At 43.2% G+C, this 15,517-nt stretch carries 13 protein-coding genes; 10 read left to right on the forward strand and 3 right to left on the reverse strand.

The window, feature by feature from the left end; genetic code table 11:
* Positions 1-91 precede the first annotated feature (91 nt).
* The 10 genes from pxpA (at position 92) to GO009_RS02270 (ending at position 11,855) form a co-directional block, all read left to right on the forward strand.
* The gene (pxpA, locus tag GO009_RS02225) at positions 92-835 is read left to right on the forward strand and encodes a 5-oxoprolinase subunit PxpA (RefSeq protein ID WP_163624525.1); all 744 of its coding nucleotides are present in this window, start codon (positions 92-94) and stop codon (positions 833-835) included.
* Positions 832-1,566, forward strand: a complete 735-nt coding sequence (pxpB, locus tag GO009_RS02230; protein WP_163624527.1) for a 5-oxoprolinase subunit PxpB — start codon at positions 832-834, stop codon at positions 1,564-1,566. Before pxpA ends, pxpB begins: the two co-directional genes overlap by 4 nt.
* Complete coding sequence (locus GO009_RS02235) at positions 1,559-2,398, forward strand: biotin-dependent carboxyltransferase family protein (protein ID WP_163624529.1); 840 nt, start codon at positions 1,559-1,561, stop codon at positions 2,396-2,398. The genes pxpB and GO009_RS02235 overlap by 8 nt, the downstream gene beginning before the upstream one ends.
* Positions 2,399-2,759: 361 nt before the next feature.
* On the forward strand, positions 2,760-4,436 hold the full coding sequence (gene ilvD / locus GO009_RS02240; RefSeq protein WP_163624531.1) for a dihydroxy-acid dehydratase: 1,677 nt from the start codon (positions 2,760-2,762) through the stop codon (positions 4,434-4,436).
* A 36-nt stretch (positions 4,437-4,472) separates the two neighbouring features.
* Positions 4,473-6,206, forward strand: coding sequence for a biosynthetic-type acetolactate synthase large subunit (gene ilvB / locus GO009_RS02245; RefSeq protein WP_163624533.1), 1,734 nt, complete (start codon positions 4,473-4,475; stop codon positions 6,204-6,206).
* The gene (locus GO009_RS02250) at positions 6,207-6,791 is read left to right on the forward strand and encodes an O-methyltransferase (RefSeq protein ID WP_163624534.1); all 585 of its coding nucleotides are present in this window, start codon (positions 6,207-6,209) and stop codon (positions 6,789-6,791) included.
* Between the two features lies 1 nt (position 6,792).
* Positions 6,793-7,320, forward strand: coding sequence for an acetolactate synthase small subunit (gene ilvN / locus GO009_RS02255; RefSeq protein ID WP_163624536.1), 528 nt, complete (start codon positions 6,793-6,795; stop codon positions 7,318-7,320).
* A gap of 24 nt (positions 7,321-7,344) precedes the next feature.
* A complete protein-coding gene (gene ilvC, locus GO009_RS02260) occupies positions 7,345-8,820 on the forward strand; it encodes a ketol-acid reductoisomerase (RefSeq protein ID WP_163624537.1) in 1,476 nt (491 codons plus the stop codon).
* 18 nt (positions 8,821-8,838) lie between these two features.
* On the forward strand, positions 8,839-10,104 hold the full coding sequence (gene ilvA / locus GO009_RS02265) for a threonine ammonia-lyase (protein WP_163624538.1): 1,266 nt from the start codon (positions 8,839-8,841) through the stop codon (positions 10,102-10,104).
* Between the two features lie 158 nt (positions 10,105-10,262).
* Positions 10,263-11,855: an NADP-dependent glyceraldehyde-3-phosphate dehydrogenase gene (locus GO009_RS02270; protein ID WP_163624539.1), complete on the forward strand. Its 1,593-nt coding sequence runs from the start codon at positions 10,263-10,265 to the stop codon at positions 11,853-11,855.
* 304 nt (positions 11,856-12,159) lie between these two features.
* On the opposite strand, the gene leuB is transcribed toward GO009_RS02270, so the two are convergent.
* From leuB to leuD, 3 genes are all read right to left on the reverse strand, one after another.
* A complete protein-coding gene (gene leuB, locus GO009_RS02275; RefSeq protein ID WP_163624541.1) occupies positions 12,160-13,218 on the reverse strand; it encodes a 3-isopropylmalate dehydrogenase in 1,059 nt (352 codons plus the stop codon).
* Between the two features lie 106 nt (positions 13,219-13,324).
* Positions 13,325-14,842, reverse strand: coding sequence for an alpha-isopropylmalate synthase regulatory domain-containing protein (locus GO009_RS02280; protein ID WP_163624542.1), 1,518 nt, complete (start codon positions 14,840-14,842; stop codon positions 13,325-13,327).
* Positions 14,843-14,873: 31 nt separating this feature from the next.
* On the reverse strand, positions 14,874-15,470 hold the full coding sequence (gene leuD / locus GO009_RS02285; RefSeq protein ID WP_163624543.1) for a 3-isopropylmalate dehydratase small subunit: 597 nt from the start codon (positions 15,468-15,470) through the stop codon (positions 14,874-14,876).
* Positions 15,471-15,517 lie beyond the last annotated feature (47 nt).

Here is a 15,517-nt window from a genome sequence, read left to right on the forward strand (position 1 = left end):
GCGGGCGTTCTGTGTGACACTTCGGGCATCGAATTTACGACCTTTAACGCAATAACAAAATAACCCAGTAACCCAATAATCCAATAACTCAATGAAAACATGGCAAATAGATATTAATTGTGATGTAGGCGAAGGAGTTGGGAACGAAGCCGATATTTTCCCATATATAAGTTCCTGCAACATTGCTTGTGGAGGTCACGCAGGGAATCAAGAAACCATGTTGAAGGTTGCCTCTCTTGCCAAGAAGCATAATCTAAAAGTGGGTTCGCACCCATCATACCCCGATAAGGCCAATTTTGGTAGGGAAGTGATGGACATTTCAAACCAAGACCTAATACAAAGTATTAAAAAGCAATTGGCAGCTTTTGATGAGGTGTTGGAACAGGAACAAATCACATTGCACCACATCAAGGCACATGGCGCATTGTACAATCAAACCGCAAAGGATAAGAATTTGGCAAAATTATATTTGGAGGCCATTATTGATTATAAGGACAAGGCCATTCTTTATGTTCCCTTTGGTTCGGTAATGGCGAAGATGGCAATGGAAAAGGGTTTTAAGGTTTGGTTTGAAGCGTTTGCGGACAGAAACTACAATTCCGATCTATCGCTCGTCTCCAGAAAAGATGAAAATGCACTAATTGAAGAACCCGAAGCGGTGTTGCAACATATTTTACCCATTATTAAAAAAGGTAAAGTTCTATTGGTTGATGGTGCATCCAAGGAAATCCAAGCCAATACTCTATGTATTCATGGCGATACGGTTTCTGCCTTAAAAATATTAATGTATCTTTCAAAAGAATTAGCCAAGAATCAGGTGCAGACACAAAAATGAAAAGTTACCCCATTAGCATCAAGCCCTTCGGAGAACGAGCTGTTTTAGTGGAATGGCCCGGAGAGGTAAGTGAATCCATTTTGGCAGATATCCTAGATTTTATGGACGCTTTTAAAGAGCTGAAAATTTCCGGCTGGGAAATGTCCGTAGCCTATAATTCGTTGACCATGGTCTACAACCAAGACCATATCGACTTTGAGGAGACCAAAAACATGATTCTGGAGTGCCACGAAAAACAGGCCAAATCCAAAACAGAGCGCATTCAACATTTATGGACATTACCCGTGTGCTATGACCTCGAATTCGGAATGGACATTGAAGAGGCCTCCAAAACATTAGGTTTATCAGTCAAAGAACTTATTGAGCAGCACACATCGCACCAATATGTGGTGTACGGCATCGGATTTTTGCCCGGCTTTATGTATTTGGGCGGACTCCCAACATCTTTGGAGATTCCCCGTCGAGCAGAACCTAGATTAAAGGTTCAAAAGGGTTCCGTGGGACTGGCCAGCAAGCAAACCGGTATTTATCCACAAGATTCACCAGGGGGCTGGAACATTATAGGGAATTGTCCCGTAAACTTGTTCGACCCAAGTAAGAAGGAACCGTGTTTTGTAAAAGTAGGGGATAAGATACAGTTCGAGAGCATATCCAAAGCAGAGTACAAGCTTCATAAAATTGAAGGCGAAGTAGGCATTTACGAACCCGAAAAAGTTGTTTTGAATGCTTAAAGTATTGAAACCGGGCCTTTATTTAACTATCCAGGACCTTGGCAGGTATGGGTACAGGGATATTGGTGTTCCAATTTCTGGAGCAATGGATGTGGAATCCGTAAAAAAGGCCAACCTTTTACTGGAGAATGATGAGAATGATGCCGTTTTGGAAATTACCATGACGGGGCCTACACTACAGTTTGATACCGATACGTATATTAGTTTGTCCGGAGCACATATTGTTGCCACCCTGAACAATGAACCTATTGATAATTACACGGTGATCAAGGTGGAAAAGGGCGATATTTTATCGTATGGCAGGCTGGAGAAAGGCTTTAGAGGCTATTTGGCGGTTAAAGGCGGTTTTCAATCAAAAAAGGTACTCAACAGCCGTTCACAATTCTTTCCTGTTACCAAAACGGCCAGGGTAAAAGATGGCGATGAGATACCATACACGGAAACAAAGGATTACGAGCCAAAAATATCAGAAGTAAAGATTGAGGAACATTTCGAAATAAATAAACTAAAGGTCTATAAAGGACCAGAGTTTTCCTTGTTGTCCGACACACAACTTACAGAGATTTTTGCAAAACCATTTACCATATCCAAAGAAAACAACCGAATGGCCTACCAACTTTCGGAATTAATTACGGGACATTCACATTCCATGTTGACCTCGGGAACTTTGCCGGGCACTATTCAACTTACCCCAGCAGGCCGCATGATCATTTTAATGAAGGATGGCCAAACCACAGGGGGCTACCCTCGCATACTGCAATTGAGCGAGGAGTCCATATCGGTGCTTGCGCAGAAAAAATATGGGGATGAGTTGAAGTTTAAATTGGTTTGATGAAAAAAGTGCCCAAGATTGAAATCAGAAACATTTTTTTTTCGTACCATTGAAGTATGAAAATAAATAATCAAGTCATTGTAGAGGTCATCATTATTCCAGAAATGGAGTGATACAGACTTGCTATTGACTAAAAAAGGCCTGTATCCCATACGATACAGGCCTTTTTTATTACAATAAAATTAATTGAATATTGGAATTTTAATCAATCTAAAAAACTGAAAAACAGTAAATTATGTTTATTATGTTTCCAGTGGATTTAAACAGCCAACAACTGTTAAAAATCTAGGGCTTTTTAAACATTTATCTTTGAATTGCGGTATAAATTCAGAAGAATACTGTATTTGAATGAAATTTGACAATGGAATTGAACAAGTTTAGCAAAAAAGTTACACAAGACCCAACACTGCCAGCGGCTCAAGCTATGCTGCATGCGATTGGATTAACAGACGAAGATTTACAAAAACCTTTAATCGGAATAGCAAGTACAGGCTATGAGGGTAACCCCTGCAATATGCATTTGAATAATCTGGCCCTCGATGTAAAAAAAGGAGTGGAGTCCTCCAATTTGGTAGGGCTTATTTTCAATACCATTGGGGTGAGCGATGGGATATCCAACGGAACCCCAGGAATGCGATACTCCTTGCCATCTAGGGACATCATTGCAGATTCCATTGAAACGGTGATTCATGCCATGAGTTATGATGGTTTGGTCACCGTGGTAGGTTGTGATAAGAACATGCCCGGTGCCCTAATGGCCCAATTACGATTGAATCGCCCCTCCATCTTGGTGTATGGGGGAACCATTGCACCGGGGTGCCACAACAATAAAAAATTGGATATTATCTCCGCTTTTGAAGCCTACGGGCAAAAAGTGGCAGGTGCCATAGATGAGACCGAATATAAAGAAGTCATTCACAAAGCATGTCCGGGTGCGGGGGCCTGTGGAGGTATGTACACGGCCAATACCATGGCATCTGCCATTGAAGCTATGGGCATGTCCATGCCTTTCAATTCCTCGATTCCTGCGGTGAACGATAAAAAACAAGCGGATTGCGAAGCATCTGGCGCTGCATTGTACCATTTATTGAAAGAAGACATCAAGCCAAGGGACATTGTTACCAAAAAGGCCTTGGAAAATGCGTTTAGGTTGGTGACGGTTCTTGGTGGTTCAACAAATGCCGTACTTCATTTTATGGCAATCGCACATGCTGCCGAGGTTGATTTTACTTTGGAGGACATCACTCGAATCAGTGAGTCCACACCTTTATTGGCCGATTTAAAACCAAGTGGAAAATATTTGATGGAAGACCTTCATAAAGTTGGGGGAGTTCCTGCGGTATTGAAGTATATGCTGAAAGAAGGCATGCTTCATGGTGATTGCATGACCGTTACAGGAAAAACCTTGGCCGAAAACTTATTGGATGCCCCGGATTTGGCCGAGGGTCAGGATATCATCAGAAAAAAGGAGCAGCCCATTAAAGAAACAGGTCATATTCGTATATTATATGGAAACCTCGCTTCTGAAGGTGCCGTGGCCAAAATCACAGGTAAAGAAGGGTTGGAGTTTACCGGAACAGCTCGTGTTTTTGATAGCGAGGCCGCTGTTAATGAGGGAATCCACACAGGCAAAGTCCAAAAAGGTGATGTAGTGGTCATCCGTTACGAAGGACCAAAAGGAGCTCCAGGAATGCCCGAAATGCTAAAACCTACATCTGCTATTATGGGTGCCGGTCTTGGAAAGGATGTGGCCTTGATTACCGATGGTAGGTTTTCAGGTGGTTCCCACGGATTTGTGGTGGGCCACGTTTCCCCCGAAGCTCAAGTAGGTGGGGGAATTGCCTTGGTAAAAGATGGAGATGAAATTACCATTGATGCCGTCAACAACACCATCAACATTAATATATCGGACGAAGAGTTCGAACAACGAAGAAAAGAATGGAAGCAACCTGAATTGAAAATAAAATCGGGGAGCTTGTACAAATACGCCAAAACGGTATCATCTGCATCAAAAGGTTGTGTTACCGACTTGTTCTAACAATAATTGTAGGGGTATCTCCCTAAATACAGGCTTATGGAGACATTAAAAGCACAAAAAAAAGATAGTAAAAGTCAAAAAGCCATCAGAATTACTGGTGCAGAGGCAATTATTCATTGTTTGCTCGCAGAAGGAGTTGATTTGATTTATGGCTACCCAGGCGGTGCCATTATGCCCGTCTATGATGAACTTTACAAGTTTCAAGATAAATTGACGCATATTTTGACGCGACACGAGCAGGGTGCTACACATGCCGCCCAAGGCTACGCCAGGGTTACAGGTAGGGTAGGGGTTGCCATGGCAACTTCTGGACCCGGGGCCACCAATTTGGTAACGGGAATCGCCGATGCGCAGATAGATTCCACCCCAATGGTTTGTATCACGGGTCAGGTAACGAGAAGTCTTTTGGGTTCTGATGCATTCCAAGAAACGGATATCGTGGGCATTTCCACGCCGGTGACCAAATGGAACTACCAGATTACCAAAGTGGAAGAGATTCCAGAGATTATGGCGAAGGCATTTTACATTGCTCGCTCGGGAAGACCGGGACCAGTATTGGTGGACATTACCAAAAATGCACAGTTTGACGAGCTTGATTTTGTATACGAAAAATGTACCAAGGTCAGAAGCTACAAACCGGCTCCTAAACCAGAAACAGGTAGTTTGGAGAAAGCTGCCGAATTGATCAACAGTGCCAAAAAACCATTTATCGTTTTTGGACAAGGTGTGATTTTAGGCGAGGCCGAAGCCGAACTCAAAGCATTTGTTGAAAAAACCGGAATACCTGCCGCATGGACCATTCTTGGCCTATCCGCAATGGATACGGACCATCCGCTGAATGTTGGAATGGTGGGAATGCACGGGAACTATGGGCCTAATATGTTGACCAACGAGTGCGATGTGCTCATAGCGATTGGAATGCGCTTTGATGACCGTGTAACAGGTGATTTGAACACCTATGCAAAGCAGGCCAAAATTGTTCATTTTGAGATAGATCCTGCCGAGGTAAATAAAAATGTGAAGGTAGATGTTGCCGTTTTGGGCAATTCCAAAGAAACTTTGAGTGAGATATTGCCTTTAGTACATGAAAATGAGCATAAAGATTGGAAAGCTGAGTTTGATAAGATGTACCAAATTGAATATGATACGCTAATCAATAAAGATATTCACCCGACCAAGGAAGGCTTGACCATGGGTGAAGTCATTGAGCAAATCAATATGGCTTCAGGTCACAAGGCGGTAATGGTTTCCGACGTGGGCCAGCATCAAATGATTGCCTGTCGTTACGCTAAGTTCAAGCAATCCAAGAGCAATATAACCTCTGGAGGCTTGGGAACCATGGGATTTGGTCTTCCTGCCGCCATCGGCGCCAAAATGGGCGCCATGGACCGTGAAGTAGTCGCCATTATTGGTGATGGAGGGTACCAGATGACCATTCAGGAGCTCGGGGTTATTTTTCAACACAACGTGCCTGTCAAGATTGTGGTATTGAACAACGACCACTTGGGAATGGTGCGCCAATGGCAAGAACTTTTCTTTGACAGGAGATATGCATCAACCGTAATGACAAATCCTGATTTTGTAAAGATTGCCGAAGGATATCATATCAAATCAAGAAGGGTCTCCGAAAGAGCTGATCTTCAAGAGGCCGTACAAGAAATGATGGCGTCCAAAGACCCATACTTTTTGGAAGTGAAAGTGGAAAAAGAGGACAACGTATTCCCTATGATTCCATCAGGAGCATCCGTATCAGATATCAGGTTGAAGTAAATGGATCAATCCACTATCACAGAAAAGCCCAAGCAATATCAAGATTTGCTTGAGAAGAGCAAAGAGATGGGGTTCACCATGCCTTCCGATATTTATATTGGCACTTTGTTGAAAACACTGGTGGCATCGAAACCAGCAGGTAAGTTTTTGGAATTGGGTACTGGCATCGGACTATCATTGTCCTGGTTGATTCAGGGAATGGACGAGGATTCAACAATATTAAGCGTTGACAATGATTCGGAGCTTATTGAAGTGGCCCAACTGTTTTTTGAAGACGAAGATAGATTGAAGCTAATTTGTACCGATGGCGGAAAATGGCTGAAGGAGTATCAAGGCGAATCCTTCGATTTGATATTTGCAGATGCGTGGCCGGGAAAGTACAGTCATTTGGACAGAACCTTGGGATTGTTGAAAAAGGGCGGTTACTATGTAATCGACGATATGAAAAAACAGCCCAATTGGCCTGAAGGACATGAAGAAAAAGCAAACGAATTGGTCAAAACGATCGAGAAAAGAAAAGATATTACAATAACAAAGATGGACTGGTCCACAGGACTTATAGTTGCAGTAAAAAATAAAAAATAACATGGGAAAACAATGGTATACCATCTCGGTGTATTCCGAAAATCATGTGGGACTGCTCAATAGAATATCTGGAATATTCCTAAAGCGACACATCAACATTGAAAGCTTAAATGTTTCAAAATCAGAGATTGAAGGCGTCTCCAAATTCACGATTGTAGTCTTTACCACCGAGGATTGGACACGCAAGATAGTAGGTCAAATTGAAAAACAGATTGAAGTCATCAAGGCATACTATCACACAGATGATGAAACCATTTATCAAGAATCGGCATTGTTCAAAATTGCTTCGCACTTGTTGTTCGATGAGCGTCAGATTCAGAATATCATCAAAGAAAGCAATGCACAGATCGTAACCGTGAACCGTGAGTTTTTTGCATTGGCCAAAACTGGCCGTAGACACGAAATAGACGAAATGCACGATGCACTTTTACCATATGGCATTATGCAGTTTGTGCGATCGGGACGAATCGCAGTTACCAAGGCAACAATGCCCATAACCGAAATATTACAGGAATTTCAAGAAAACTAAATAGCGTAAAATCAAATATTAAAAATGGCAAATTACTTTAACACACTATCACTTCGCGAACAACTGACACAGTTGGGAAAATGTAGATTTATGGATTCCAGCGAGTTCGCTGATGGTGTTACCGCACTAAAAGGAAAAAAAATTGTAATTGTTGGATGTGGTGCCCAAGGGTTGAACCAAGGGTTGAACATGCGCGATTCTGGATTGGACATTTCGTATGCCCTTCGTCCAGCAGCAATCAAGGAGGAAAGACAATCCTTTAAGAACGCCAAGGAGAACAACTTTGTGGTAGGTACCTATGAGGAATTGATTCCAGATGCTGATTTGGTCATCAACCTAACACCTGATAAGCAACACACCAACGTAGTGGGTACAGTAATGCCTTTGATGAAAAAAGGAGCAACCTTATCTTACTCTCATGGTTTTAACATCGTGGAAGAAGGTATGCAGGTGCGTGAGGACCTTACCGTGATCATGGTGGCGCCAAAAAGTCCAGGTTCCGAGGTGCGTGAAGAGTACAAAAGAGGTTTTGGCGTACCAACTTTGATTGCCGTACACCCAGAAAACGACCCAGAGGGTAAAGGTTTGGAGCAAGCAAAAGCCTATGCGGCCGGAACAGGTGGGGATAAAGCGGGCGTGCTGGAATCATCATTCGTGGCGGAAGTAAAGTCGGATTTGATGGGAGAGCAGACCATTCTTTGTGGTTTGTTGCAAACAGGATCTATTCTTTCTTTCAACAAAATGGTGGAAAAAGGAGTGGACGAAACATACGCCTCGAAATTGATTCAATACGGTTGGGAGACCATCACCGAAGGTTTGAAGCAAGGAGGTATCACCAATATGATGGACCGTTTGTCCAATCCAGCTAAAATCAAAGCCTTCGATTTAGCTGAAGAATTGAAAGTAATCATGCGTCCCTTGTTCCAAAAGCACATGGACGATATTATGAGCGGACATTTTTCCAAAACAATGATGGAAGACTGGAGCAATGGCGACAAAAACCTATTGGACTGGAGAGCTGCCACTGGAGAAACTGCATTCGAAAAAACTCCAGCGGGAGATATGGATATCTCTGAGCAGGAATACTACGACAACGGCGTTTTGATGGTCGCTTTTGTAAAATCAGGAGTGGAGTTGGCCTATGAGACCATGACCGAATCTGGAATCATTGGAGAATCAGCCTATTATGAGTCATTGCACGAGACTCCATTGATTGCCAACACCATTGCAAGAAAGAAATTGTTCGAGATGAACCGTGTAATTTCAGATACGGCAGAGTACGGTTGTTACTTGTTCGATCACGCCTGTAAGCCATTGTTGACCGATTTTATGAAGAAAGTTGATACCGATGTCATTGGGAAGCACTTTGGCGAAGGTAAAGATACCGGTGTGGACAACGTAAGGCTGATTGCCGTGAATAAAGCCATCCGTGAGCATGATGTAGAAGTGGTTGGTGCCAGATTGCGTGCATCCATGACGGCAATGAAGCCAATCGGATAATACAAAACCATTGGCCCTATGAGTGAAACTGTGGAAACATATTTTCCGCAAATAGCGGATATTTATCAAGCAGCAAAAACCATTGCCCAAGTGGCAGATGTAACTCCTTTGCAGCAAAGTATCCGCTATTCCAAATCCCATGGGGCCAATATTCTTTTAAAAAGAGAGGATCTTCATAGGGTGCGTAGCTACAAAATCCGTGGCGCGTTCAATAAGATAAGCTCCCTCAGTCAAAAACAACTGGATAGCGGTGTGGTTTGTGCCAGCGCAGGAAACCACGCACAGGGTGTTGCTTTTGCTTGCAGTCATTTGCAGGTCAAAGGAACCATTTATATGCCAGTTGTAACCCCTAAACAAAAAATAGATCAGACCAAGATGTTTGGTGGGGAATGGGTTGATGTAGTTCTGGAAGGAGACACTTTCGACGATTCCAAAAAAGCAGCTGAACTGTTCTGTGCCCAAAAAGACAAAACCTTTGTACATCCGTTTGATGATGAAAAAACCATCGAAGGGCAAGCAACCGTTGGTTTGGAGATACTGCAGCAATCCAGCGAGCCCATCGACTATGTTTTTGTGGCCGTTGGCGGTGGTGGATTGGCATCGGGACTGTGTGGCACGTTTCAGGCCTTGTCGCCCAACACCAAAATAATCGGAGTGGAGCCTGAGGGAGCGCCCTCGATGCTCAAATCCATTGAGCAAGGGGAGTTAGTGGAGCTGGAAAACATTGATAAGTTTATCGACGGAGCAGCCGTTCAAAAGGTTGGGTCGTTGACCTATCCCATTTGCAAAGCGCATTTGCATAAAATGATCACCGTTCCCGAAGGGAAAGTGTGTCAGACGATTTTAGACCTCTACAACAGGGATGCTATTGTGGTAGAGCCAGCAGGCGCTTTAACCATTGCGGCTTTGGACTATTTTAAGGAAGAAATCAAAGGTAAGAATGTGGTATGCGTGGTAAGCGGAAGCAACAACGACATTACCCGTACCGCTGAAATCAAGGAAAGAGCTTTGCTCTATGCGCAATTGAAGCATTATTTTATAGTCAGGTTTCCACAGCGTCCAGGAGCTTTGAAAGAGTTTGTAGTGGATATTTTGGGTCCCAATGACGACATTACCCATTTTGAGTACTCCAAAAAATCGAGCAGGGAGAACGCACCTGCCATTGTTGGGGTGGAATTAAAATCGCCCGATGATCTAGAGCCTTTGATTCAACGGATGAAAGACAACAACTTCTTTGGGGATTATCTCAACAACAAACCTGATTTGTTCCAATATTTGGTGTGATGCCACCAACATTTTCAGGTATCATTATTATTAAATTTGGTTTTCAATCCATATGAAGTCATTTGGCGTGGAACCAACAGCATTTTCAATGGATTTTGTGTTAGTTTTGTATGGATTGACGACCATTAATCAACACTAATCGCTTAAAACAACAACTGATGGCAACAACTACAACAGCAATACCAGAAGCTTTTCAGATTACCGAAGAGATTCATCAAAAAACATATTTGGTCAATGGGGAATTACGTAAATGGGAAGGCGAAACAACCCCGGTGGTTTCTACGATTTCATCAACTGAAGAATATGCTCCCACCACTTTGGGGAGCGTTCCGGATATGGGTGAAGCAGAAGCCTTGGATGCTTTAGATGCCGCCTTGGCAGCATACGATAAGGGGCAAGGCCTTTGGCCGACCATGAAGGTAAAGGATCGTATTGAGTGTATGGAGACCTTTGTGAAGAAGATGGAGCAAAAGCGCGAACAAGTAGTGAAGCTTTTGATGTGGGAGATAGGCAAATCCAAACCAGATTCCTACAAAGAATTTGATCGTACCGTTGAGTATATTTATGATACTATCGAGGATTACAAGCAATTGGATCGTGACAGCGCCAAATTTCAGAAACATGATGGTGTTTATGCCCACATCCGTCGTGGTCCTCTTGGGGTGGTGCTATGTCTTGGACCGTACAACTATCCTTTGAACGAGACCTTTGCTTTATTGATTCCAGCCATTATCATGGGTAATACCACCATTTTTAAGCCCGCAAAGCATGGGGTTTTATTGATTACACCGCTTTTGGAGGCATTCCAGAGCAGTTTTCCAAAAGGAGTGGTAAATATACTTTTTGGTAGAGGAAGGGCAGTAGCGGCTCCGATAATGCAAACGGGCAAGGTGGATGTGTTGGCTTTGATAGGAAACAGTAAATCGGCCAATGCTTTGCAAGATCAGCACCCAAAAAGTAACAGATTGCGTTTGGTTTTGGGCTTGGAGGCCAAGAATCCGGCCATTGTACTTCCTGATGCCGAGTTGGACTTGACCATCAACGAGTGTATTTCAGGAACTTTGTCCTTTAATGGGCAGCGCTGTACCGCTTTAAAGGTGGTGTATGTTCATGATGAAGTAAAAGATCAATTTTTGAAGCGTTTCGCAGAGAAGGTTGATGGATTGAAATTTGGAAACCCTTGGGACGACGGCGTGAATTTGACGCCACTTCCTGAACCTGATAAGCCTGCTTATATCCAAGAGTTGTTGGATGATGCTTTGGCAAAAGGCGCAAAAATCATCAATAAAAAAGGAGGGAAGCATTTTGATAATTATATCTGGCCAGCAGTGCTTTATCCTGTAACCAAGGATATGCGGGTGTATCAAGAGGAGCAGTTTGGCCCCATTATCCCTGTGCTTTCGTTTCAGGATATTGAAGAGCCGTTGGACGATATGGCGGAATCCAACTATGGGCAACAAGTGAGTTTGTTCGGCAAGGATGTGTACACCTTGTCCCCGCTGATTGATACCTTGGCCAACTTGGTGTGCCGTGTAAACCTGAACAGTTCTTGCCAACGTGGACCAGATGTTTACCCGTTTACGGGAAGAAAGGACTCTGCGCAATCCACTTTGAGCGTGCATGATGCTTTGAGGTCTTTCTCCATCAGAACATTTGTTGCTTTTAAAGACAATGAGCTGAACAATCAAACCGTGGAGCAACTAATGGAGGCCAAAGTGAGTAACTTCTTGAGTACGGATTATATTTTGTAGTAACAGATTTCTCACTTGCGTTCGAAATGACTGAAAATGCTTGTATGTCATTTCGGGTTTTTTCCAAAGGAGCAAGCTTATAGAAAATAGAATTCTAGTCAACCTGAACTTGTTTCAGGTTCTCATTAAGATTGGACTACTAAAATGATGAGATTCTGAAATAAACCCGCCTACCGGCAGGCAGGTTCAGAATGACGCATCGTAATTTTAGAAACAGGGAAGAAGCATTCGATAGTATATCTGTTGCAATAAAGTAAAAGCCCCGAATTTCGGGGCTTTCTTTTTGGTTTTTATGTAGGGTTGGTTAAATGTTCTCTGCTAACCAGTCGCCAACTTCGCTGGTCTTGTATGACTTTCCACCATCAGCTAGATCTTCGGTAACCACACCATCGGCCAATGATTTGTTCACAACTTCACGGATGGCTTCGGCTTCGTCCTTAAGTCCAAATGCCGTTTCGAACATCATTGCTGCGGATAAAACTGTTGCCAATGGGTTGGCAATATCCTTTCCAGCTGCCTGTGGGTAGGAACCGTGGATAGGCTCGAACAAAGATGTCTTTTCACCCAAAGAAGCGGAAGGCATCAAGCCCATAGATCCTGAAATCACAGAAGCTTCATCCGTTAAAATGTCCCCAAATAGGTTTTCGGTGATCAAAACATCATAAGCGCTTGGCCATTGTACCAAACGCATGGCTACGGCATCCACAAATTCATAGGACACTTCCACTTCAGGATAGTCTTTTTCCAATTTTTGAACGGTTTCCCTCCATAAACGCGAAGTTTCCAAAACGTTGGCCTTGTCCACACAGCATAGTTTTTTGGAACGCTGCATGGCCATTTCAAAACCTTTTTTGGCCAAACGCTCAACTTCTGCACGGCTGTAGGTGCAAGTATCGTAAGCAGTATTGTCGTTATCCTCACGGCCTCTTTTGCCAAAATAGATGCCTCCAGTCAATTCACGAAGAAAAACAAGGTCGGTACCCTCAATCCGTTCTTTTTTCAGTGGAGATTTTTCAATCAAGGAAGGAAAAGTAAAAGTTGGTCGAACATTGGCGAACAATCCTAATTTCTGACGCATTTTCAACAAACCTTGCTCGGGACGTACCTTTGCAGACGGGTCGTTGTCAAATCTTGGGTGACCGATGGCTCCAAAAAGAACTGCATCGGCAGCAACACAGGCTTCGTGGGTTTCGTCCGGGTAAGGTTCGCCAACAGCATCAATCGCTGCGGCACCGGTTAGTGCGGGGGTCCAGCTAATTTCGTGACCGAATTTCGCGGCTACGGCATCGGATACTTTTACGGCTTGATCAATTACTTCGGGGCCAATTCCATCTCCGGCCAAGAGCGCTATGTTTAGTTTCATGTATCTTAGGTTATTCAGTTATTATGTTGTTCAGTTACTGGGTTGTTGTGTAATTTGTTGATTTGTGCAACTACCCGTTCTGGTTTCCTACTTCCGATATCCACATTTAAACAAGGTTTAGCATTTTTTCGGTGGCTTTGATGGCAGATACCGTTTGGTCTGAGTCGAGCCCACGGGTGGTAAAATCCTTTTCTTTGGTCTGCCAAGTGATGACGGTTTCACAAAGGGCATCGGAATTACTGCCGGGAGGTATGCGTACCGCATAATCCACCAATTTGGGCAATTCTCGACCTTCTTTTTTGTACACTTTTTTCAAGGCGTTGATGAAGGCATCAAATTGACCATCGCCCTGGGCATTTTCCTCATAGATTTTTCCTTCAATTTCAATAGAAAGGGTAGTGGAGGGTTTCAGTCCTTTGGAATGTGTTAAAACGTATGATTTCACAAAAACCTTTTGCTGATGCAGGTTGCTGTCCAGTACATCGGAAATGATGTAGGGCAGGTCGTCTTTTGTAACGCGTTCTTTCTTGTCCCCAAGCTCAATGATGCGTTCCGTGACTTTTTTCAGTTCGTCGTCGTTCAGGGTCAACCCAAGTTCTTGAAGATTCTTTTGAATATTGGCTTTTCCCGATGTTTTGCCCAGCGCATATTTGCGTTTTCTGCCAAATCTTTCAGGGAGCAAATCGTTAAAGTAAAGATTCTTTTTGCTATCACCATCTGCATGTATTCCAGCAGTTTGAGTAAAAACATTATCTCCAACAATAGGTTTGTTGTCAGGTATACTGAAACCGGTAAAGGCGGACACCAATTTACTCACTTTGTAAAGTGATGATTCCTTTACACCAATCTTAATTTCCGGTAAAAAATCGTTGATTACCGCCACGGCACTGGCCAAAGGTGCGTTACCGGCACGTTCTCCCATTCCATTAACGGTAAGGTGCAATCCGTGGGCACCAGCTTTCAACGCTTCCATCACATTGGCAACGCTGAGATCGTAATCGTTATGACCGTGGAAATCAAAATGGGTATTTGGATACCTTTCAATGATTTCTTTTATAAAAGCACCTGTCTCGGTGTGTGTAAGAATTCCCAGGGTGTCCGGAAGCAGAATTCGTTTGATGGGTTGCTCGGTCAAAAAATCCAAAAACTGAAAAACATAGTCTTTGGAACCGCGCATCCCATTGCTCCAATCCTCGAGATAAACGTTGGTGTCTATCCCCAGTTTATTCCCTTCTGAAATAACTTTTTCTATTTCCGTAAAGTGTTGTTCTGGAGTTTTTTTAAGCTGATGGGTTAAATGGTTCAATGAACCCTTGGTGAGTAAGTTTTGAACCTTGGCACCAGCTTCTTGCATCCATTTCAACGATACGCCGTTGTCCACAAAGGTCAATACCTCCACTTTGGACAAATAACCCTCCGTAGCGGCCCAATCGGTAATACTTTTTACGGCTTGCAACTCTCCTTCGGAAACACGGGCCGAAGCTACCTCGATACGATCTACCTTCAGTTCTTCCAACAAGAGTTTGGCCAAGGTCAGTTTTTCGGAAGCCGAAAAAGAAACCCCAGAGGTTTGTTCACCATCCCTAAGGGTGGTGTCCATAATTTCTATGGTGCGTGTTTTCATTTTTTAGTGCCGTAGTGTTCCAAGCGATTGATTATAAAGGCGTGCTTTCGGCGTATTTCTCAATATCTTTTTGGATGTTCAACAAATAGTCGATATCATCAAAACCATTGAGCATATTCTGTTTTTTATAATCGTTGATGTCGAAGCTTTCACTTTCACCTGTTGCCAAAATGGTAATCTTCTGTTCTGGCAGGTTGATTTCCAACTCGGTTTTTGGGTCGGCTTCAATTGCCTTGAAGATTTTGTCCAAAAACTCCGGACTCACTTGAACAGGAAGTACACCGATGTTCAGACAGTTGCCTCTAAAAATATCAGCAAAAAAGCTGGATACCACACAGCGGAAGCCGTAGTCGTATACCGCCCAAGCTGCGTGCTCTCTTGAGGAACCTGAACCGAAGTTTTTGCCACCAACCAAAATTTTACCAGAGTAGATAGGATTGTTCAGTACGAATTGCTCTTTTGGCGTGCCATCGGAATTATATCTCCAGTCACGGAACAAATTGTCTCCAAACCCTTTACGTTCAGTAGCTTTTAGGAATCGTGCCGGAATGATTTGGTCGGTATCCACATTTTCTATGGGCAATGGTACCGCTGAACTTGTTAGTATGTTGAATTTATCGTAAGCCATTTTTCTTTCAATTATCAGTTATCAATGTTCAATTAACAATAAGCCAC

The sequence above is a fragment of the Allomuricauda sp. TY007 genome (genome assembly GCF_010468565.1).
GTDB lineage: Bacteria > Bacteroidota > Bacteroidia > Flavobacteriales > Flavobacteriaceae > Flagellimonas.